Source organism: Myxococcales bacterium (genome assembly GCA_016717005.1).
Taxonomy (GTDB): domain Bacteria; phylum Myxococcota_A; class Polyangia; order Haliangiales; family Haliangiaceae; genus UBA2376.
Map to the genome: position 1 here is coordinate 36,874 of JADJUF010000027.1, position 19,419 is coordinate 56,292.

Consider the following 19,419-nt stretch of genomic DNA (forward strand, 5'->3'; position numbering starts at 1 on the left):
GCGCACCGGCGCCGGTTCCCGGGTGTCCCGGGCGACGACGCAGCGCCGGTCGCGCGACGCCGGCGCCCCTGGGGCCGCGCGGCGATCAGAACTTGTAGGTGACGCCGGCTCGCGCGTAGGTGTTGTAGTCGGTCGTCAGCATCGGCTGGGTGAAGTCGTCGACGAACAGCGCGCGCTCGCTCTGGAACGGCGCGAACTCGAGCAGGACCCAGCCGTTCCAGCGCTGCCGGAGCGAGATCTCGGCGACCACCGAGGTCATGAAGCGCACGCCGTTCTCGCGGGTGAAGAAGTCGCTGCCGCTCTGCCCGGTGAGGTCCTCGACCCGCTTGGCCTGCTCGGCGCTGAAGCCGGTGCCGTCGCCGGGGCCGCCGACGCGGTTGAGGTACTTGGTGCAGGTATCGATCGCGTCGCCGTCGAGCTTGGCCGCGCCCATCGGGTCGGTCGTGAGCTCGGGGCAGTGGCGGTCGCTCCAGAACTCCAGGTAGCCGCGGGCGGTGATCGTGACGTGGGTGAACGCGGTCAGCGACGCGATGCCGCCGGCCGCGAACGTGCCGCCGTTGCGCTTCGAGTCGTCGAGGAGCTTCGAGCCCCACCACAGGTTGCCGAACACGCCGGCCGAGAACGGATCGTTGTCGACCAGCATCAGGCGGGCGCCGAGGCCGATCTCCGAGCGCGAGCCCATCGAGCGGACGCCGACGTTGGCGTCGAAGCCCAGGCCCGACATCTTGCCGGCGCCGACCGCGACCCGGACGTCGACGAAGTACGGGTAGCCGATGCTGAGGTCGACCGTCGAGCGTCCGCGCGGCATCGTGCGCGCGCCCCACGACGACAGGCCGCGCTGCTGGGCCTTGAGCGCGTCGTCCGACAGGCCCTCGACCTTGAGCGTGGCCGACAGGATCTCGTTCTTGCCGCCCTCGAGGTTCAGGGTCTGCTCCCACGGCTGGTAGCCGGCCTTCTGGACCCGGACGATCGTGGTGCCGACCTCGACGTCGTTGAGCTCGAGCGGGGTCACGCCCTGGGGCAGGCCGTTGACGAGCACCTCGCCGCCGACCGGATCGGACAGCACGCGGATGCGGGCGACCGCCTTGAGCTCGGCCGACACCGTCAGGGTCTGGCCCTCCTCGATGCGGACCTTCTGCTCGAAGGTCTTGAAGCCGGCCAGCTTGACCATGACGAAGTGATCGCCGCGGCCGACGGCCTTCTCCTGGGGCACCTTGCCGATGCCGGCGCCGTCGATGTAGACGTCGGCGTCGGGCACCGCCGACACGACCTTGAGCGTGCCCTTGCCGCCGGCCCCGGCCTCGGCGTTGAGGTCGAGCTTGAGCACCGTCGACTGGCCGTCGTTGATCGTGATGCGCTCCTCGTGCGGCTGGTAGCCCGGGGCCTTGACCTCGAGCACGTGCTCGCCGCCCTTGACCTGCTTGATGTCGATCGGCACCTTGCCCATGTTGGTGCCGTCGAGGAACACCTCGGCGCCGGTGACGTTCGACAGCACGCGGACGGTGCCGCCCTGGCCGCCGAGCGTGGCCTTGAGCTCGCCGCGGATCTTGGCCTGCTGGCCGGCCAGCACCTGGATCGTCTGCTTCCACGGCACGCCCGGATCCTTGCGGACCTCGACCACGTGCAGGCCCTCGACCACGTCGGTCAGGACCATGGGCGTGGTGCCGTTCTGCTTGTTGCCGTCGAGGTAGACGTCGGCGTCGGGCACGTCGGCCTCGACGACGACCGTGCCGAGCTTGGGCTTGGCGACCGCCTTCATGACCGGCGTCAGCGACGCCTTCTCGTTGTCCTTGACCTCGACCCAGGTCTGGAAGTTGTCGAAGCCCTCGCGCTTGAGCTCGACGAGGTGGCGGCCCGACGTCGTGGTCAGGAGCACCGGGGCCGCGCCCTGGGACTGACCGTCGAGGTAGACCGTGGCGCCGAAGACGTTCTGGTCGGCGTCGGCCCGGATGTCGATCCGCGGCGGGTCGACCTTCTTGATCAGCGGGATGAACGCGCTCTGGACCTTGCGGGTGCGCGCGACCTTGAGGTTCTTCTGGGCGAGCTGGTAGCCGTCGAGCTCGACGATGACAAGGAAGTCACCGTTCTTCATCTTGCCCTGCCAGGGCGTGACCCCGACCGCGCCGAGCTCCTTGCGATCGATGTAGACGGTGGCGCCCGGCGGCGCCGACTCGATCTTGACCGGGTACTTGCCGCCGGACAGCGCGGGGTGGCTCTGGGCGGACGCGGACGAGGCGAAGCAGAGGGCGACGAGCGCGACCGCGGCCACGGTCATGCCGCGCATCCAGCGCAAGGTATTGAATTTCATGGCAAGGAGGTTCCCCTTCATGGCAGCGCGAACGTAGCAGGTCTGGCGGCGGGCCGATCCGGCCGGCCGACGGATTCGACGCCGCGGCGGCCCTGGTGTTCAACCGCCGTGACCGGTCACACACCCTCGAACGGCGTGACCGTGCCCGCGAGCAAGAGCCCCACCACCACCGCGGCGATCAGCACGCGGTAGGCCGCGAACCCGACCAGCCGGTGGCTGCCCAGGAACTTCAAGAGCCAGGCGATCGTGGCGTAGCCGGTGACCCCGGCGACCACCAGCGCGACCGTCAGCGGGCGCCAGGCGTCGGCGCCGAGGTCGGCCACGGCCTTGCGGGACTCGAGGATGCCGGCGCCGGCGACCGCGGGGATGCCGAGCAGGAACGAGAACCGGGCCGCGTCGGTGCGGCGCAGGCCCACCAGCAGCGCGGCGATGATCGTGGCGCCCGAGCGCGACACGCCCGGGCACAGCGCCAGCGCCTGGGCGCCGCCGATGAGCAGCGCGTCGCGCAGGGCCAGCTGGTCCATCGTCCGCCGGCCGGTGGAGCGGGCGTCGACCCACGCCATCAGGACGCCGACGACCGCCAGGGTCGTGGCGATCACCCACAGCGACCGGGCGTCGCCCTCGACGAGGTGGCGGGTCGCGAGCCCGACCACGACGATCGGCACGGTGCCCGCGACGAGGTAGATCGGCAGACGGCCCTGGGGGCTCGCGCGATCGCGCACGAACGCGCGCGGCAGGTCGATGAACAGATCGCGGGCGAAGTAGATGATGACCGCGGCCAGGGTGCCGAGCTGCAGCACCGCGGTGAACGCGGCGCCGGGATCGTGCTGGCCGAGCAGCGCCGGCGCCAGGCGCAGGTGCGCGGTCGACGACACCGGCAAGAACTCGGTGAGCCCCTGGACCGCACCCAGGACGATCGCGAACCAGATCGGCACGGCGCGCACGCTATCATGCGCGGCGATGGCTCGCCCCGCCTGGATCGTCGTGGTCGCTGCGCTCGCGCTCGGCTGCCGCACGCCGTCGCCCGCCGACGCTCACCCGCCGACGGCGCCGATCATCGACGCCGGACCGATCGACGCGCCGCCGCCGATCGACGCGCCGCCGCCGGTGTCGGCCGCCGCCTGCTCGACCTACGTCGATCACGTGCTGGCGGTGGCGCTCGCGGCGATGCGCGGGACGCGGCCGGCCGACGAGATCCCGACGCCCGAGCAGGTCGCCGCCATCCGGGCCGAGCTGCTCGCGAGCGATCCGTGCGGCGCGCTGACCGAGGTCGAGCTGAGCTGCGCGCTCGCGGCGCAGGATCAGGCGGCGCTCTACGCGTGCGCGCGCCCGACGCCGTAGCGCGGGCTCAGCGCGCCGACAGGCGCGGCAGCGGCGCCGGCCGGGCGGCCGGCCGCGCGAGCATCGACGCCGCGGCGCGCGGGATCATCGGCGCGGCCGGGCGCGCGATATCGACCGAGGTGACGTCGCCGGTGGCGAGGTCGGTCACGTCGCTGGTGATCTCGGACGTGTCGTCGCCGACGTGGAGCGCGGGGGGCACCACCGCCGCGGCGGGGCGGACACCGGGGGCGCGGGCGGGCACCTGGGGCCCGGTGCCGCGGGCGAACCGCCGCGGCGGCGACGGAGGCAGCGGCGTGACCGGCAGGCTCGGCAGGCGCGGGTGCGCGACCACGGGCGGCGGCGGCAGCGGGGCCGCGTGCAGCGGCGCGGGCGGCAGCGCGGGCGGCGGCGCGGTGCGGGCCATCGGGGTCGGCGGGGGCACGTTCGCGACCCGGGTCGTGGGCGGACGCGCCACCATGGGGTGCGGCGGCGGCGGGGCGACGGGGCGCGCGGGCGCGGCGACCGGCGCGGGGGCGACGCGGGCGACGGGCGCGGGGGCGACGCGGGCGACGGGCGCGGGCGTGACCGGCGCGGGGGCGACGCGGGCCACCGGCGCGGGCGTGACCGGCGCGGCGACGCGGGCGACCGGCGCGGGCGTGACCGGCGCGGCGACGCGGGCGACCGGCGCGGCCGTGACCGGCGCGGAGGCGACGCGGGCCACGGCCGGACGGGCGACCATCGGCGGAGGCGTCGGGCGCGCCACAGGGGCTGGGCGCCGGGCGACCGTGGCGTTGGGCAGCGCGCGCACCGGCGGGGCCTTGGGCCCCACGGCCTCGGCGGCGGCGAGGCGAGCGCGGGCCAGCGCGGCCTGCCACTCCCACTCGTCGTCGTCGGCGAGCCCGTCGTCCCCGTCATCGGGGATCACGTCGTCGGCGATGATGACCGACGGCGTGGCGGCTGGAGACGCCACCGCGGCGGGGCCAGGCGCCACCGGGATCGGCTGGATGCGCGGCGGGATGGCAGGCGGCGCGAACGGCGCTGGCGCGGTCGGACCGACGGCCATGAACGGCGCTGGAGCCATGGGAAACGGCGGGTTCAGATCGACGATTCTCCCGTCCGGTGTGAGCGCCATGCCGTAGCGCGACAGCTTCACGTACCCAGCGCGAGCGAGGATGCTCTGGATGACCGCCATGCTCCCCAGCAAGTGCACACGGCAGGCCACAGGTCCAAGCGATCTCGACCGTCCAACCTCTTGGATCGACTCGCCCTGAGGTCGGACCAGGGGCTAGAGCGGAGCCCCCTCCCTCAGGACGATTGTCCCCGTCGGCGACCAGAGGCACCGCGGCCCGTCCCTCCAGACGATCGTCCCCGTCAGCGATCAGCGGCACGTGAGGCGGCGGCCGACGCGCCCTACAGAGACGATCGTCCCCGTCGGCGATCAGCGGCCCGTGAAGCGCGGCGGCCGGCGCTCGGCGAAGGCCCGGAGCCCCTCGTCGCGATCCTCGCTGAACAGCGTCACGTCGTAGCACTCGCGCTCGATGCGCAGGCCGGCGTCGAGATCGACCTCGGTGCCGCGGTCGATAGCGGCCTTGGCCATCGCCAGGGACTTCGGCGCGCAGGCGCCCAGCTCGGCGACGATCCCCGCGACGGCCGCGGCGAGCTCCGCCGGCTCCACGACCGCGATGACCAGCCCGAGGGCCAGGGCCCGGGCCGCGTCGATGCGGCGCCCGAGGAGGATGAGCTCCTTGGCCGCGGCGACGCCGATCAGCCGCGGCAGGCGCTGGGTGCCGCCAGCGCCGGGCATGATGCCCAGGCGCACCTCGGTCAGGCCGACCTCGGCGCCGGCGACCAGCAGCCGCAGATCGCACGCCAGCGCCAGCTCGAGGCCGCCGCCGTAGGCCGCGCCGTTCATCGCGCACAGGGTCGGCTTGGGGATCCGCGCCCAGGCGTCGATGGCGCCGCTGATCGCGTCGATGTACGGGCGGGACTCGGCGGCCGGCACGCCCTTGCGCTCCTTGAGGTCGGCGCCCGCGCAGAAGGCCTGGTCGCCGGCGCCGGTCAGCACGATCGCGCGCACGTCGGGGTCGTCGCCGAGGGCGTGGGCCAGCCGGGCCAGCTCGGCGTTGACCGCGCGCGACAGCGCGTTGCGGGCCTCGGGCCGGTTGAGGGTGACGGTGGCGATGTGATCGCGGATCTCGACGGTCGGCAGCGACATCGGCGCGATGGTAGCCGCGGCGGCGATTGTCGCAACCGATCGCGGGCGCCGGTTGTCGCACCGGCCATGCGCAGCATCGTGGGAGTCCTCGTGGTGGTCGCGGTCGCGAGCCCGGCCGCCGCCGACGTGCTGACCTCGGCGCTCGATCAGCCGCTGACCGAGGTGTCGCACGCGGTCGACGTGTCGGTGGCCGACGGCGTCGCGACCTACAAGGTCCAGCGGGTGTTCGCCAACGCCGGCACCAAGGCCGACGAGGTCCGGCTCGAGATCGATCTGCCGTACGGCGGCGCCGCCACCGGCCTGCGCATCCGCGCCCACGAGCGCTGGTACGACGGCGAGCTGATGGAGGCCGAGCAGGCGGCGAAGCTCTACCAGGAGCTCACCGGCCGCGGCCGCTGGGCGCCCAAGGATCCGGCGCTGCTGTACTGGCAGTGGGCCGACAAGCTGCGGCTGCGGGTGTTCCCGGTCATGGCCGGCGGCACCAGCACCGTCGAGTACACGCTGACCGTGCCGACCCGCTACGAGCGCGGCAAGGTCTACCTGTCGTACCCGCGCCTGAGCGCCGAGGCCGCGCCCAACCTCGCGGTGCCGGTGTTCACGGTGCGGCCGGGCTGGGGCGACGCGACCACCGCGGTCAAGATCGACGGCGCGCGCAAGGCGCCGGGCGCGCCGATCGTGCTGGCGATGCCGGTCGAGCCGGCCTGGCTCGCGGCGATCCCGCACGATGACAACGCCAGCTACGTCAGCAGCGTCGTCGAGATCGCGGACGCGCCGGCGGCGCGCAAGGCCTTCACCAAGGCGACGCTCACCCTCGACCTCGAGCACACGTACAAGGGCGATCTCCGGATCGACCTGTACACGCCCGCGGGCGAGGCGGTCGAGGTGTTCGACGGCAGCGGCGGCGGCACCAACGACGTGCGCGGCGCGTTCCCGGTCGACCTGCCCGCGAAGACCACCGGCGTCGGCACCTGGCGGCTGGTCGTGTCGGACCACGCGGCGCTCGACGCCGGCACGCTGACCGCGTGGAAGCTGACGCTGGGCGACAAGGCGCCGGTCGTCGTCGACGCCAGCGACCTGCCGCTGTTCATCCCCGACGCGCCCGAGAACGAGTCCGACGGCGGCGTCGCGACGATCGAGCTGGCGCCGCCGGTGATCGACGCGGTCGCCAACCGCTACGGCCGGGTGGTCGCGTCCAAGCAGCACGCGTTCGCGCGGCTCGAGGTCGACGCCGCGCCCGAGCTGCGGCCGCTGCCGAAGAAGCCGCAGGTCGTGTTCGCGATCGACGGCTCGCACTCGATGGGCGTCGAGGGCATCGCCGAGCAGCTGGCGCTGGCGCAGGCGTACCTGACGCACGTGCCCGACGCCGAGGTCGAGGTCGTCATCTACCGGCGCACCGCGACCCGGCTGTTCGGCGCCTTCGTGCCGGCGGCGGCGGTGGCCGCGCGGCTCGCGGCGGCGCGCACGGCCGGGCGCCTCGACCCCGGCAACGGCAGCGCGCTCGACGACGGCGCCCGGGTCGCGGCCGCGGCGCTGGCCACCCGCCGGGGCGCGCTGCGCCTGGTGCTGACGACCGACAACCGCCTGCGCGGGCGCTTCACCAACGCGCTGGCGCTGGCGGGCCTGGCGGCGGCGCCGGCCGGCGCGGTCGTGCACGTGGTCGAGGCCCGCGGCGCCGGCCACGCGGTCGAGCTGACCCGCGACGACGCCCACCCGCTGGCGCCGCTGGCGCTGGCCCACCACGGCATCGGCGCGGTCGTCGACGGGCTCGGCGCCGCCGACAAGCACCTGCCGGCGCGGATCCTCGGGTTGGTGCGGCCGGTGCGCATCGACAGCTTCGCGATCACCGGGCTCGATCTCGCGACGGGCAAGTACGACCAGACCATCCCCGCCACGCTCGACGAGGGCGCCGGGTTCCGGGTCGTGGTCGCGGCCGCGACCGCGCCGACCCAGGTCGAGCTGACGGGCATGATCTGGGGCGACAAGTTCCGGCGCGTCGTCGGCAGCGACGCGCGGTTCTCGAAGGCCGCGGCGGCGTGGGTGTTCTCCGAGGACGATCACCAGGACCTGTCCCACGACGAGATGATGACCGTGGCGATGATGGGCCGCGCGGTGTCGCCGGTGACCTCGTACCTGGCGATCGAGCCCGGGGTGCGGCCGTCGACGGTCGGCCTCGAGGAGCACGGCAGCGGCAGCGGCTACGGGGTCGGGTCCGGCTACGGCGGCATGGCCGGCCGCGCGCTGGTGAAGGCGCCGCGGCCCGATCCGATGACGCTCCTGCGGGCCCCGGCGGCCGCGTGCGTGGCCAAGCACAAGCCGGCCGCGGGCTGGAGCGTGCGGCTCGACCTCGAGACCACCAGCCACGAGGTCGTCGACGTGATCCCCGGGGCCGGCGCCGAGCAGCCCGTCGGCACCTGCCTGACCGAGGCGGTGTGGGCGCTGCAGCTGCCGCGCAGCTTCGACGACGAGCGCGCGACGTACCCGCTGACCTTCCGGTAGCGCGCTCCGCGGCGCGCGCGGCCTCGTCACCTCGGCGCGGGCGCCAGCGCGACGACGAGCGCGCGGCGTACCCGCTGACCCTCCGGTCGCGCGATCCGACGCGCGCAAGGTTTCTTCACATCGGCGCGGGCGTCGGCGCAACATCGGCGCCGCACGGTGGGTAGCGAAAAGGAGCTACCCATGCTGTGTCTCGCCCTCGGATTCGGACTGCTCGGCGCCATCATCCTCGCCAAGGCCCACCGCTACCGCCACCACGCGTACGCCCACGGTGGGTGCGGCGGTGGCGGCCCCGGCTGCGGCCACCACGACGGCCACCACGGCGGCCACCACGGCGGCCACGGCGGCTGGCGCCGCCACGGCGGCTGGCATCGCGGCGGCGCGCGCCGCTGGTTCGTGCACCGCACGCTGGCCCGCATCGACGCCACGCCGGCGCAGGAGCGGGCGCTGGTGGCCGAGCTCGACACCCTCGAGCAGCGCCTGCGCGCCGCCCGGGGCGCCCTGACCGCGCTGCGCCCGGCCCTGGCCGACGCCCTGCGCAGCCCCGAGCTCGACGGCGGCGCGAGCGCCGGGCTCGAGGCCGGGATCGACGCGGCGGTGGCCGACGCCCGCGCCGCGCTCACCGACGGCCTGCGACGGATCCACGCGCTGCTCGACGACAAGCAGCGCGCGACCCTGGCCGAGCTGCTCGGCGGAGGCGGCGGCGCCGGCCCCGCGGCCGGGCCGTACCGGGTGTGAGCGCCGCAGGCGTGCGAGGATGACCCCGGTGCGCGTGCTGCTGATCGACGACGACGCGCGGCTCGCCGAGCTGCTGGTCGACTACCTCGGCCCCCAGGGCGTGACGCTCGCGCACGCACCCGGGGGCCAGGCCGGCCTGGCCCAGCTCGCGACCGGCGGCGTCGACGCGGTGCTGCTCGACGTGATGATGCCCGGCCTCGACGGCCTCGCGGTGCTGCGGCTGGTGCGGGCGCAGGCGCCGACCTTGCCGGTGATCATGCTGACCGCGCGCGGCGACGAGTCGGACCGCGTGGTCGGGCTCGAGCTCGGCGCCGACGACTACGTCGCCAAGCCGTTCTCGCCGCGCGAGCTGCTGGCCCGGCTGCGCGCGGTGGTGCGCCGGGTCAGCCCCGACGCGGTGGCCGAGCGCCTGGCGGCGGCCGGGATCGCGATCGACGTCGCCGGGCGGACCGCGACCGTCGACGGCGCCCCGCTCGAGCTGACCGCGCTCGAGCTCGACCTGCTGAGCGTGCTGGTGCGCCGCGCCGGGCGGGTGGTGCCGCGCGCGGCGCTGCTCGAGCTGGCCGGCCGCGGCGACGCGACCGTCGGCGACCGCACCGTCGACGTCCACATCTCGCGCCTGCGCAAGAAGCTCGGCGACGCCGCGGCCGCGCGCCTCAAGACCGTGCGCGGCATCGGCTACACGCTGGCGCGCGGGCTCGACGAGGCCGGATGAACCGCCGCCGCCGCTGGGGCGAGGAGTGGCGGGCCGAGCGCGCGCTCTGGCACCGCCACCACCACGCGCGCCACCACCACGCGCGTCACCACCGGCGGGGGCCGTGGTGGCTGCAGGCGCGCATGCGCTGGCGGATCTTTGTCGGCTTCGGCCTGGCGCTGGCGGCCGGCGCCTGGGTCGGCGCCACCGACGCGCGCTGGTGGCAGCTGGCGCTGGTGCTGATGGCGCTGTGGACCGTCGCCGGCGCGATGGCGTGGCGCCTGACCCGGCCGCTGCTGGTCACGATCGCCGCGGCCCGGGCGATCGGCGACGGCAAGCTCGACACCCGCATCGACGTCGGGCGCCACCGCGGCGAGCTGCGGCTGCTCGCGATCACGCTCAACGAGATGGCCGAGCGCATCGAGCAGCAGCTGCGCGATCAGCGCACGCTCCTCGCGGCGGTGTCGCACGAGCTGCGCACGCCGCTGGGCCACCTGCGGGTGCTGATCGAGACCGCGCGCGCCGCCGACGACTGGGCCGCGCTCGACGGCGTCGAGCGCGAGCTGGTCGCGCTCGACGATCTGGTCGGGCGGCTGCTGGCGTCAGCGCGGCTCGAGTTCGGCACGCTCGCGCGGGCGCCGCTCGAGCTGGCGCCGCTGGTGGCCGACGTCGCGCTGGCCGCGGGCGTCAGCGCCGACGCGATCGCCGCGGACGGCGACACCACGGCCGCGGCCGATCCGACGCTGATCCGGCGCGCGGTCGGCAACCTGATCGCCAACGCGAGCAAGCACGGCGGCGGGGTGGTCGCGGTCCGGATCGAGCGACGCGGCGCCGAGGTCGCGATCGAGGTCGACGACGCCGGGCCCGGGCTGTCGCCGGATCGCCAGGCCGACGCGTTCCGCGCGTTCGTGCCGTCGAGCGGCGGCGGGCTCGGCCTGGGGCTGGCGCTGGTCGGGCGCATCGCCGCCGCCCACGACGGCCGGGCCTGGGCGGTGGCGCGGCCGGGCGGCGGGGCCCGGGTCGGGTTCGCGATCGCGATCGATGGGTGAGCCGCGCGGTCGCGGTCTGCGCGCCATCGCGCTCAGCGGGCAGCGCGGTCGCGGTCTGCGCGCCGTCGCGCGCTCGGTCAGCCCGCGAGCGTCAGCAGGACGATCGCCGCGTCGAGCCGGGTCGCCGCCTGATCGTCGGCCAGCGCGCCCCACAGCGCCGCGGTGATCGTGCCGGCGCCGAGGTGCGACGACACGACGTGCGCCCGGACCGCCGGGTCGGACGACGCCGCCAGCTCGACCAGCAGCGGCGCCCCGCGCGGGTCGCCCAGCCGCGCCAGCTCGGCGGCGGCGTCGGCGCGGTCGGTCGGCTCGCCGCTCGCCGCCAGCTCGGCCAGCGCCGCGAGCGCGGGCGCGCGCTGATCGAGGTAGGCGAGGGCGCGGGCCGCGGCGATCCGGACCGCCGGCGCCGGATCGCGCACGGCGGTGGTGGCCCGCGCGATCGCCGCGTCGCGCGTGAGCGCGGCGGCCAGCAGGTTGACGACGCCGACCCGGGTGCCGACGTCGGTCGCGGTCAGCGCGCGGTCGAACACGGCGACGGCCGCCACGCGATCGCCGACGCCGCGCGCCGCCTGGGCCGCGACCATCGGGTCGGCGTGGCCGGTGAGCGGCGTCAGGGCCGCGGCGCCGCCGGCCCGCGCGATCAGCGCCACGGCGGCCAGGCGCACCGCCAGGGTCTCGTCGCCGAGCGCCGCGGTGCCGATCGACACCAGCGCGGGATCGAGGCCGCGGCCCCGGGCCAGCGCCGCCAGCGCCGCGGCGCGCACGCCGGTGGCCGGATCGCGGGCCAGCGCCAGCAGGCGCTCATGGTCGCCGCCGTCGCCGTGCGCGCCGAGGAAGGTCGCGACCGCGGCGCGGACGCGCGGATCGGGGTCCGCGGCCAGCGGGCGCAGGTCGTCCGCGGCCAGGCCCTTGACCTTGCGGCCGATGCCCTCGACCGCGATCGCGCGGGCCGCCGGGTCGTCGGAGCGCAGCATCTGCTCGGCGACGTCGGGCGCCTGCGGGAACGCCCGCAGCACCGCGACCGCCGCGGCCGCGGCCACCTGATCGTTGTCGTCGCCCAGCGCCCGGCCGACGTCCTCGGCCAGGGCCTCGAGCTCGAGCCGCTCGACCGCGCGGATCGCGGTCAGGCGCAGCGCCGCCGACGGCGACGTCACGCCTTGCCACACGGTCGTCAGCGCCATCGTCGCCAGCGCCGCGCGATCGTCCTCGCCGCCGTGGGCGCCGCGCCAGGCGCGGTAGTCGGCCACCGCGGCGCCGGCGTCGCCCAGCCCCAGGAGCGCCCGCAGGCGGATGCGGTGCAGGGCCGCGTCGTCGGGGTGCTTGGCCAGCTCGGCCTCGGTGTACTGGGTGGCGCCGCGGTAGTCGCCGCGATCGACGAGGGTCTGGGCGTGGCGGACCGACGACGACGGGCCGCACGCGGCCGCGAGCGCGATCACACCAGCGAGGAGGACGGGCATGCGCATGGGGTTCTCCGGACAGGATGCACCGGGCTGGCCAGACGAGCCAGGCGGTGTTGTCAGCGTAGTGGCGGCGCCCGCCGGCGCGGTTACGTGCTACCCAACCGCGGTGGCGCTCCGCGCGATCTTGTTCGATCTCGATGGCACCCTGGTCGACAGCGAGCGCGACTACGCCGACGCGATCGCCGCGTGCGTCCACCGCGCGTTCGGGATCGAGCTGACCGCCGAGGATCGCGCCTACGGCACCGGCCGGTCGTGGGTGGCGATCCACGCGTACCTGCGCGAGCGGCACCCGGCGCTGGCCTGGGATCGCGACCAGCTGATCGCCGCGACCGCCGCCGAGAGCCAGCGCCTGTTCGCGGCCCGCGGCGTCAGCGTCCTGCCGGGCGCGCTGGCCGCGGTCGCGCGGTTCGACGGCTTCGCCCGAGGCCTGGTCACCGGCAGCTCTCGGGCCGAGGCCCACCACATGCTGGGCCTGCTCGGTCTGGCCGACGCGTTCGCGATCGCGCTGTGCGCCGAGGACGTGCCGCGGTCCAAGCCGGCGCCCGACGGCTACCTGGCGGCGTGCGCCCACCTCGGCGTCGCGCCCCATGAGGCGCTGGTCATCGAGGACTCGGCCGCCGGGTGCGCCGCGGGCCGGGCGGCCGGCTGCGCGGTGGTGGCGGTCCGGGCGGGCAACTCGCACGGTCAGGATCAGAGCGCCGCCCACCACGCGATCGACACCCTCGAGCAGCTGACCATCGACCTGGCCCGCGCGGTGGCGCAGGCGGCGGTCGCTGGGTATGGTGGCGCGACGGCATGAAGCTCCCGCCGCGCGTCACCGTGTACGAGGTCGGGCCCCGCGACGGCCTGCAGAACGAGGCGCGTCACGTGCCGACCGCCGACAAGATCGCGTTCATCAACGCGCTGATCGACAGCGGCCTGTCGCGCATCGAGATCACCAGCTTCGTCAGCCCCAAGTGGATCCCGCAGCTGGCCGACGCCGCCGAGGTCGCGCGCGGGGTGCCCCGCCGGGACGGCGTCGTGCTGTCGTGCCTGGTGCCCAACCGGCGCGGCCTCGACGCCGCGCTCGCCGCCGGCATGCGCGAGGTCGCGGTGTTCATGTCGGCGTCCGAGACGCACAACAAGAAGAACGTCAACAAGTCGATCCGCGACACCCTGGCCGCGTTCGCCGACGTGGTGCCGCCGGCGCTGGCCGCCGGGGTCCCGGTGCGCGCGTACCTGTCGACCTGCTTCGGCTGCCCGTACGAGGGCGACGTCGATCCCAAGGTCGTGGTCGAGCTGTGCCGCGAGCTGCGCGCCATGGGCGTCTACCAGATCTCGGTGTCCGACACGATCGGCGTCGCCAACCCGGCCCAGGTCGAGGACGTGCTGCAGCAGGTCCTGGCCGCGGTCCCGCTCGAGGCCGTGGCCGTGCACTTCCACGACACCCAGGGCACCGCGCTCGCCAACTGCGTCACCGCGATGCAGCAGGGCATCACGACGATCGACTCGTCGGTCGGCGGGCTCGGCGGCTGCCCGTACGCGCCCGGCGCCTCCGGCAACCTCGCGACCGACGATCTGGTCGGCATGCTCCACAGCATGGGCGTCGAGACCGGCATCGATCTCGACAAGCTGGTGATCGCCGCGCGGCAGGCCGCGATCTTCATCGGCCACGACCTGCCGTCGAAGTTCTTGAAGGCGTACCTCGGCAAGCAGGCGCGCGCGCGCCGCCGCGCCGAGATGGGGTGAGATCGGGAGCGGGAAGGGGAGCGGGAAGCGGGAGCGGGAAGCGGGAGCGGGAGCGGGAACCGGATCGGGAACCGGATCAGATCGGATCAGGATCGGGATCGGGATCGGGATCGGGATCGGGATCGGGGGCGGAACCCGGATCGGGATCGGGGATCGGGATCGGAACCCGGATCGGGATCGGGATCGGAATCTGATCGGGATCCCAAACGAAAACGGGATCCGGAAACCGGATCCCGCTCGTTCGACCTACCCGCCGCCGGTTTCGTCGAGAGGTCGCCGACGCGCGCACGCTGCGCGCGGCCGGCGATCACGCGATCAGTTGATGTGCCACTCGCCGCCGACGCGGATGTAGACGCCGCCCTGCTGCTCCCAGCGGACCGGGACCCAGCGGTGGTTGGCCTTGGCGCGCTCCCAGTGACCCGGGGCCCAGTTGTACGCGCGCGCGTCCTTGTCCCAGAAGTACGCACCCTCGATCCAGACGTACCCGCGGCGCGCGGGGCCGGGGCTCTCGACGCGCGGCGGCGGCGGCGGCGCCGTCGGGCCGGTGATGATCACGTGGCCGCCCTGCGAGATGACCGTGCCGGCGCCGTTGGTGGCGACGAGGCCGCCCTGGCCGCCGTTGACGATCACGCCGCCCTGCGGACCGTTGTTGGTGACGATCACGCCACCCTGCGGATTGACCGCGCCGTTGTTGGTGACGATGACGCCACCCTGGGGCTGGTTGTCGAAGCGGTGATCCTGGTCGCGCGGGCGGCCGCCGTCGTTGCCACCGCCGACCACGACCGTGCCGCTGCCGGACACGACCCAGTCGCCGCCGACCCAGTGCCAGCTGCCGTTGCGCGGCTCCCAGCGGCCGTCCTGCCAGGCGTAGCCGGCGCGCTCCCGCTGCCAGTGGCCATCGGCCCAGACCCACTGGTTGTTCTGCCAGGTCCAGTTGCCGTGGACCCAGACGTGGCCCGCCATGGGCTGCGGGTTCTCGACGCGCGGGGGCGGCGGCTGATCGTAGGCGACGACGGCGCCGGTCGTGAGACGACCGCGGGCAGCGACGACGCAAGCGGGGAGCGTGGTGCCGAGCACGAGGGCCAGGCCCAGGCCAGACAGGATGCGACGGGTACGGTTCATCTCGAGTCTCCTTTTAGTCAGCCAGCGGCGGGCGCCGGAGGAACAACTCTTGGACGGCCAGGTCCACGATTGTTTCAACCGCGAGTATTCCCACGGGGGATCCCGATGTCAACGCTCCGGGTTCCGGTAACTTACGGTGCGCCGCCGACACCTTTGGCGATCGCCGCGACCTCGGCGGGCGTGGCCGTGCGCAGCCAGACCAGGTAGTCGGCCAGGGCCCGGAGCTGGTTGGGCTCGAGGTCGTCGTCGTACGCGGGCATGTCGTCGAGCTTGCCGAACAGGTGCGGCGACCCGGCGTCGCGGAGGATGGCCTCCCAGTAGCGGCGGCTGCCGTAGCCCGTCAGGTTGGGGCCCGACGAGGCGTCGGTGCCGGTCCGGGCGTGGCAGTCGGCGCAGGGGCCGTCGTCGAACAGCGGCTGGCCGAGCGCGACCTTGGCGGCGTCGACGTCGGTCGCGCCGGTCTCGGCGTAGATCAGCTCGACCAGCGCGTCGAGCTCCTCGGGCGTGTTCTCGGACTTGGGCATCGCGTTCTCATCGTTGGCGATCTTGGGCGAGAGGCCGAAGTGCTCGGGCGCCGACGGGTCGAGCAGGAACCGGCGCAGGTACGCCCGGCCGCCGTGGCCGGCCTCGAGCAGCGGCGCCTTGCGGTCGTCTCCCTCGTGGCAGCTCGCGCACTCGGCCACCCACAGGGTCCGCGCCTGGTAGAACCGCGGCGTGGTGTAGACCGCGAGCCCGCCGGGGGCCGGGACGCCGTGCTCCTTGGCGAGGGCGCGGGCCCGCCGGGCCTCGATCGCCGCGGCGGCCTGGCGCCGCTGCAGATCGTCGTTGGCCGCGTCGGCGGCGTACGAGCGCTGCCCGGCTACGATGGCGCCGACCAGGCCCAGGCCGAGCAGGGTCAGCACCGCGGCGTGCCGGCGCGGCCGCCCGGGCTTGCCGTCGATGAACGGCAGCGCCGCGAGCGCGCCCAGGGCCACCGCCGGCAGGCCCAGCGCGATGAACGTGCGCAGCGAGCCGAACATGTTCACCAGCGCGAACACCGGGCGGAAGTACCACTGCGGGCGCGCGTCGTAGGCCGCGGTCGGATCGGCCGGTCCGTCGAGCCCGGCGCCGCCGGCGTGGATCGTCCACGCCACCAGCGCGGCGACCGCGACCGCGGCCACGATCCAGTTGCGCAGGCTCTGGTACGGCCACGCCGGCGTCGCCGCGCCGCCCGCGGGCACGGCGCCGTGGCGCTTGCCCTGCGCGCGGTAGGCCCACCCGAGCAGCAGCGTCGCGATGGGCAGCACCAGCACGTGGAGCGCGTAGAAGCGGGTCAAGGTCAGGTTGCCGAAGTCGTTGCCGCCCTGGAGCGCCTCGGTGACCTTGCGGCCCGGGCCGGGCGCGTCGTCGAGGTAGCCCAGCTCGACCTTGGTCGCCCAGTAGCCGTACTGATCCCAGCGCAGGACGAAGCCCGACACCGAGTAGCCGACGAACACGCCGAGCAAGAGCAGCCCGATCCACCACTGCACCTCGCGCGGCCGCCGGTAGCCGCCGCGGACCGCGGTCACCGCGAGCTGGAGCCCGGCGACGATCACCACCGCCGACATGCCCCAGCGGTGGACGCCGCGCACGAACGCGCCGAGCGTGACCTGGTCCTCGACGTACGCGACCGAGGCCCACGCCGACGACGTCGACGGGCTGTAGTAGAGCGCCAGGAGCGTGCCCGAGATCGCCTGCAGCACGACCAGGATCGCCAGCGCGAAGCCGAGCGTGTGCGCGAGCGACGCGCCGCCGGCGACCGGCTGGCGCCACTCGGCCAGGGTCGCGCGGTAGCCGACGCGCTCGTCGAGCCAGGTGCGGAGGTTGGTCAGCATGTCACGCCTTCGTGCGGTCGCGACCGCCGGCTCGGAACCGCACCCAGGTGACCTTGACGCGCCCGCGCTCGACCGTGACCGGCAGCGGATCGAGCCCGCGCTCGGCCGGCCCCGACAGCCGGTTGCCATCGAGGTCGAACGTCGCGCTGTGGCACGGGCACTCGAAGCGGTGGGTCGCGGCGGCGAAGCCGATCGTGCAGCCCTTGTGCGGGCACACCGACGACAGCGCGCGGATCGTCCCGTCGGCGCCGCGGCGCAGAAAGGCGGCGCCGAGGACCACGTTGGCGGTCGACGCGTAGGCGTCGCGCACGGTCGCCGCCACCAGCGGCACCCGCACCGGCTCGGCCCCGACCTGATCGACGGCGATCGCGTCGATCGGCGTCGTCGCTGACGACACCACCGCGCGGCCGATCGGGTGAGCGATCAGGCGCGCCGCCGGGATCAGCACGGCGGCGCCGAGGCCGCCGCCGACCGCGCAGGTCGCGAACTGCAGGAAGCGCCGGCGCGTGCCGTCGCCGTCGGAGGGTGGCGGCGCACCACCGCCATCGGAGGGTGGCGCGCCACCGGGTACATCTTCGCTCACCGGGCGATACTACGCCCCCCGACGCCCCGGCGTTACCGCCGCCGGGTCACCAACGCTCACCCCATCGTGCGCTCTTCGCGCTCCTGGTCTTCCTTGCAGCGGATGCACATGTTGGTCTCGGGCCGCGCCTCGAGCCGCTTCTTGCCGATCGGCTCGTCGCACGAGTCGCAGTTGCCGAACGTCCCGTCGTCGATCTTCTTGATCGCGAGGTCGAGCTTCGCGAGCAAGAACTTGTCGCGGCCGCGGAGCCGGAACTCGAACGACTGGGTGTACTCGGCCGAGGCCAGGTCCATCTCGTCGGGCAGGTCGCTCGGATCCAGCGTCATGTTCTCGGTCAGGGTCTGACGCGCCCGCTCGACGACGGCGCGGCGCTTGTCCTCGAGCAGCTCCTTGAACTTCGCGAGCTCCTTCTTGGTGAGCGCTTTGGCCGGTGCGGCGGCTGTGCTGCTGATCGACACGTCGTGCCCCCTGATGCTGAAGAAACTGGCCGGCGGGGCCGGCGCGAAAAGGCCGCATACCATAGTGACGAAGGGGGCCGAAGACAACCCCCCGAACTCCTCCGTCTCCGACATTCGCCCGCACCTTGACACCGTGTAGGTGAACCGCGGAGAATGAAACCACAATGTCTGGCTCCGACAAGCGCAAGCAGTCACTCTACTTTCCTGAGGACATGCTCAAGGAGATCCAGGACGAGGCCGCCCGACAGGACCGGTCGCTCTCATGGATCGTCCAGAAGGCCTGGAAGATCGCGCGCAAGGAGATCATGAAGTATCCCTCCGTGAACGAGTTCCCGGGCGAGGACGATCCTCGCGAGAACCCCTGGCGGCCCCGGCCGATCAGTCCGCTGGGGCTACGCCGCTGCGCCGAGCGACGGTACGCGGCTGTTCTACGAGGACGAGGACCGGGGCGATCCCGGCGTACCTGCGCTCCTTTGCGATGGGATCGGCTGCGACGGCTACGTGTGGCGCTACCTGCGTCCCGCGCTGGCGCCGCGTCGGGTCCTCCATGGCCACTACCGCGGCCACGGCCGGTCCCAGGCGCCTCGTCACCCCGAAAGGGTGGAGATCGAGGACCTGGCTGACGACGCCGCGGCCGTGCTCGATGACGCCGAGGTAGGCAGCGCGGTCTGGATCGGCCACTCGATGGGGGTCCAGGTGGCCCTGGAGGCGTGGCGACGCCACCGCGACCGAGTGGCCGCGCTGGTGCTGGTCTGCGGCGCCCCCGGCCACCCGCTGCGGACGTTCCATGGCGCGGACACCCTCGAGCACTTGCTGCCGACCATCGAGCGCTGGGTCTTGAAGGTGCCCGGGATCGTCAACGCGCTCACCCGACGCCTGCTACCCACCCGCCTGGCCCTGGAGGTAGCCGGGCGGCTCGAGATCAACCGGGACCTGGTCGAGCCCGAGGACTTCATGCCCTACCTCGAGGGCATGGCCCGGATGGACGTGCGGACGTTCATCGCGATGCTGGCCGCCGCCGGGCGCCACACGACCGAGGACTTCCTCGACGACATCGACGTCCCGGTCCTGGTCGTGGCTGGGGCGCGAGATGGCTTCACCCCAGCGGCCCGGAGCGAGGACATGATCGCCCGGATCCCGGCGTGCGAGGGCCTGGTGATCGAGGATGGTTCGCACACCGCGCCGATCGAGCGACCCGAGCGGGTGAACGAGGCGATCACCTCGTTCATGGAGCGTCATGTCGGGGCCCCGAACGCCTGATATATAAGCAATTTCATATCCTTGATTCAGTGGTTGAGCCGGGCTCATGCTGTGCCGGGCCTGCGACGGATTTTCCGTAAAAAGTCGTGGCTTTTCGATCGGTGTTGGTGCAAGGTGCGCTCCCACGTAGCTAGCCAT

17 protein-coding genes and 1 pseudogene are annotated in these 19,419 nt (G+C 74.2%); 9 read left to right on the forward strand and 9 right to left on the reverse strand.

Translation table 11 applies throughout. The features are described 5' to 3' along the window. Positions 1 to 85: 85 nt before the first annotated feature. Both IPL61_22240 and uppP read right to left on the reverse strand, forming a co-directional pair. Positions 86 to 2,308, reverse strand: coding sequence for a PEGA domain-containing protein (locus IPL61_22240; GenBank protein MBK9033952.1), 2,223 nt, complete (start codon positions 2,306 to 2,308; stop codon positions 86 to 88). Positions 2,309 to 2,424: 116 nt separating this feature from the next. Continuing rightward, positions 2,425 to 3,243, reverse strand: a complete 819-nt coding sequence (uppP, locus tag IPL61_22245) for an undecaprenyl-diphosphatase UppP (protein MBK9033953.1) — start codon at positions 3,241 to 3,243, stop codon at positions 2,425 to 2,427. Positions 3,244 to 3,268: 25 nt separating this feature from the next. Between uppP and IPL61_22250 the strand changes: the two genes are divergently transcribed. Further along, positions 3,269 to 3,649, forward strand: a complete 381-nt coding sequence (locus IPL61_22250) for a hypothetical protein (protein ID MBK9033954.1) — start codon at positions 3,269 to 3,271, stop codon at positions 3,647 to 3,649. A 7-nt stretch (positions 3,650 to 3,656) separates the two neighbouring features. Here IPL61_22250 and IPL61_22255 read toward each other — a convergent pair whose 3' ends face one another. After that, positions 3,657 to 4,832 (reverse strand): hypothetical protein, encoded by a 1,176-nt coding sequence (locus IPL61_22255; GenBank protein MBK9033955.1) that lies wholly within the window; start codon positions 4,830 to 4,832, stop codon positions 3,657 to 3,659. A 234-nt stretch (positions 4,833 to 5,066) separates the two neighbouring features. Beyond that, positions 5,067 to 5,843: an enoyl-CoA hydratase/isomerase family protein gene (locus IPL61_22260; GenBank protein ID MBK9033956.1), complete on the reverse strand. Its 777-nt coding sequence runs from the start codon at positions 5,841 to 5,843 to the stop codon at positions 5,067 to 5,069. 66 nt (positions 5,844 to 5,909) lie between these two features. Between IPL61_22260 and IPL61_22265 the strand changes: the two genes are divergently transcribed. The 4 genes from IPL61_22265 (at position 5,910) to IPL61_22280 (ending at position 10,817) form a co-directional block, all read left to right on the forward strand. Further along, entirely contained in the window at positions 5,910 to 8,339 is a 2,430-nt protein-coding gene (locus tag IPL61_22265; protein ID MBK9033957.1) for a proprotein convertase P-domain-containing protein, read from the forward strand. Positions 8,340 to 8,519: 180 nt separating this feature from the next. Further along, positions 8,520 to 9,074, forward strand: a complete 555-nt coding sequence (locus IPL61_22270) for a hypothetical protein (GenBank protein ID MBK9033958.1) — start codon at positions 8,520 to 8,522, stop codon at positions 9,072 to 9,074. A gap of 19 nt (positions 9,075 to 9,093) precedes the next feature. After that, a complete protein-coding gene (locus IPL61_22275) occupies positions 9,094 to 9,789 on the forward strand; it encodes a response regulator transcription factor (GenBank protein ID MBK9033959.1) in 696 nt (231 codons plus the stop codon). Continuing rightward, positions 9,786 to 10,817, forward strand: a complete 1,032-nt coding sequence (locus IPL61_22280) for a HAMP domain-containing histidine kinase (GenBank protein MBK9033960.1) — start codon at positions 9,786 to 9,788, stop codon at positions 10,815 to 10,817. The genes IPL61_22275 and IPL61_22280 overlap by 4 nt, the downstream gene beginning before the upstream one ends. A 77-nt stretch (positions 10,818 to 10,894) precedes the next feature. Here the strand turns inward: IPL61_22280 and IPL61_22285 are convergent, their stop codons facing one another. After that, positions 10,895 to 12,274: a HEAT repeat domain-containing protein gene (locus tag IPL61_22285; protein ID MBK9033961.1), complete on the reverse strand. Its 1,380-nt coding sequence runs from the start codon at positions 12,272 to 12,274 to the stop codon at positions 10,895 to 10,897. A gap of 109 nt (positions 12,275 to 12,383) precedes the next feature. Between IPL61_22285 and IPL61_22290 the strand changes: the two genes are divergently transcribed. After that, positions 12,384 to 13,076: an HAD family phosphatase gene (locus tag IPL61_22290; protein MBK9033962.1), complete on the forward strand. Its 693-nt coding sequence runs from the start codon at positions 12,384 to 12,386 to the stop codon at positions 13,074 to 13,076. Next, the gene (locus IPL61_22295) at positions 13,073 to 14,005 is read left to right on the forward strand and encodes a hydroxymethylglutaryl-CoA lyase (GenBank protein MBK9033963.1); all 933 of its coding nucleotides are present in this window, start codon (positions 13,073 to 13,075) and stop codon (positions 14,003 to 14,005) included. The genes IPL61_22290 and IPL61_22295 overlap by 4 nt, the downstream gene beginning before the upstream one ends. Positions 14,006 to 14,320: 315 nt before the next feature. Here IPL61_22295 and IPL61_22300 read toward each other — a convergent pair whose 3' ends face one another. The 4 genes from IPL61_22300 to IPL61_22315 form a co-directional block, all read right to left on the reverse strand. Next, entirely contained in the window at positions 14,321 to 15,127 is an 807-nt protein-coding gene (locus tag IPL61_22300) for a YXWGXW repeat-containing protein (GenBank protein MBK9033964.1), read from the reverse strand. A gap of 131 nt (positions 15,128 to 15,258) precedes the next feature. Next, on the reverse strand, positions 15,259 to 16,980 hold the full coding sequence (locus IPL61_22305; GenBank protein ID MBK9033965.1) for a cytochrome b N-terminal domain-containing protein: 1,722 nt from the start codon (positions 16,978 to 16,980) through the stop codon (positions 15,259 to 15,261). Between the two features lies 1 nt (position 16,981). Next, complete coding sequence (locus tag IPL61_22310) at positions 16,982 to 17,563, reverse strand: Rieske 2Fe-2S domain-containing protein (protein ID MBK9033966.1); 582 nt, start codon at positions 17,561 to 17,563, stop codon at positions 16,982 to 16,984. A gap of 56 nt (positions 17,564 to 17,619) precedes the next feature. Then, positions 17,620 to 18,084 carry a TraR/DksA C4-type zinc finger protein gene (locus tag IPL61_22315; protein MBK9033967.1) on the reverse strand — a complete coding sequence of 155 codons (465 nt, stop codon included), beginning with the start codon at positions 18,082 to 18,084 and terminating at the stop codon, positions 17,620 to 17,622. A 101-nt stretch (positions 18,085 to 18,185) separates the two neighbouring features. On the opposite strand from IPL61_22315, the pseudogene IPL61_22320 reads away from it, so the two are divergent. Together IPL61_22320 and IPL61_22325 are read left to right on the forward strand one after the other, a co-directional pair. Further along, a pseudogene (locus tag IPL61_22320) lies at positions 18,186 to 18,350 on the forward strand (TIGR04563 family protein). A 172-nt stretch (positions 18,351 to 18,522) separates the two neighbouring features. Then, entirely contained in the window at positions 18,523 to 19,281 is a 759-nt protein-coding gene (locus IPL61_22325; GenBank protein ID MBK9033968.1) for an alpha/beta hydrolase, read from the forward strand. Positions 19,282 to 19,419 lie beyond the last annotated feature (138 nt).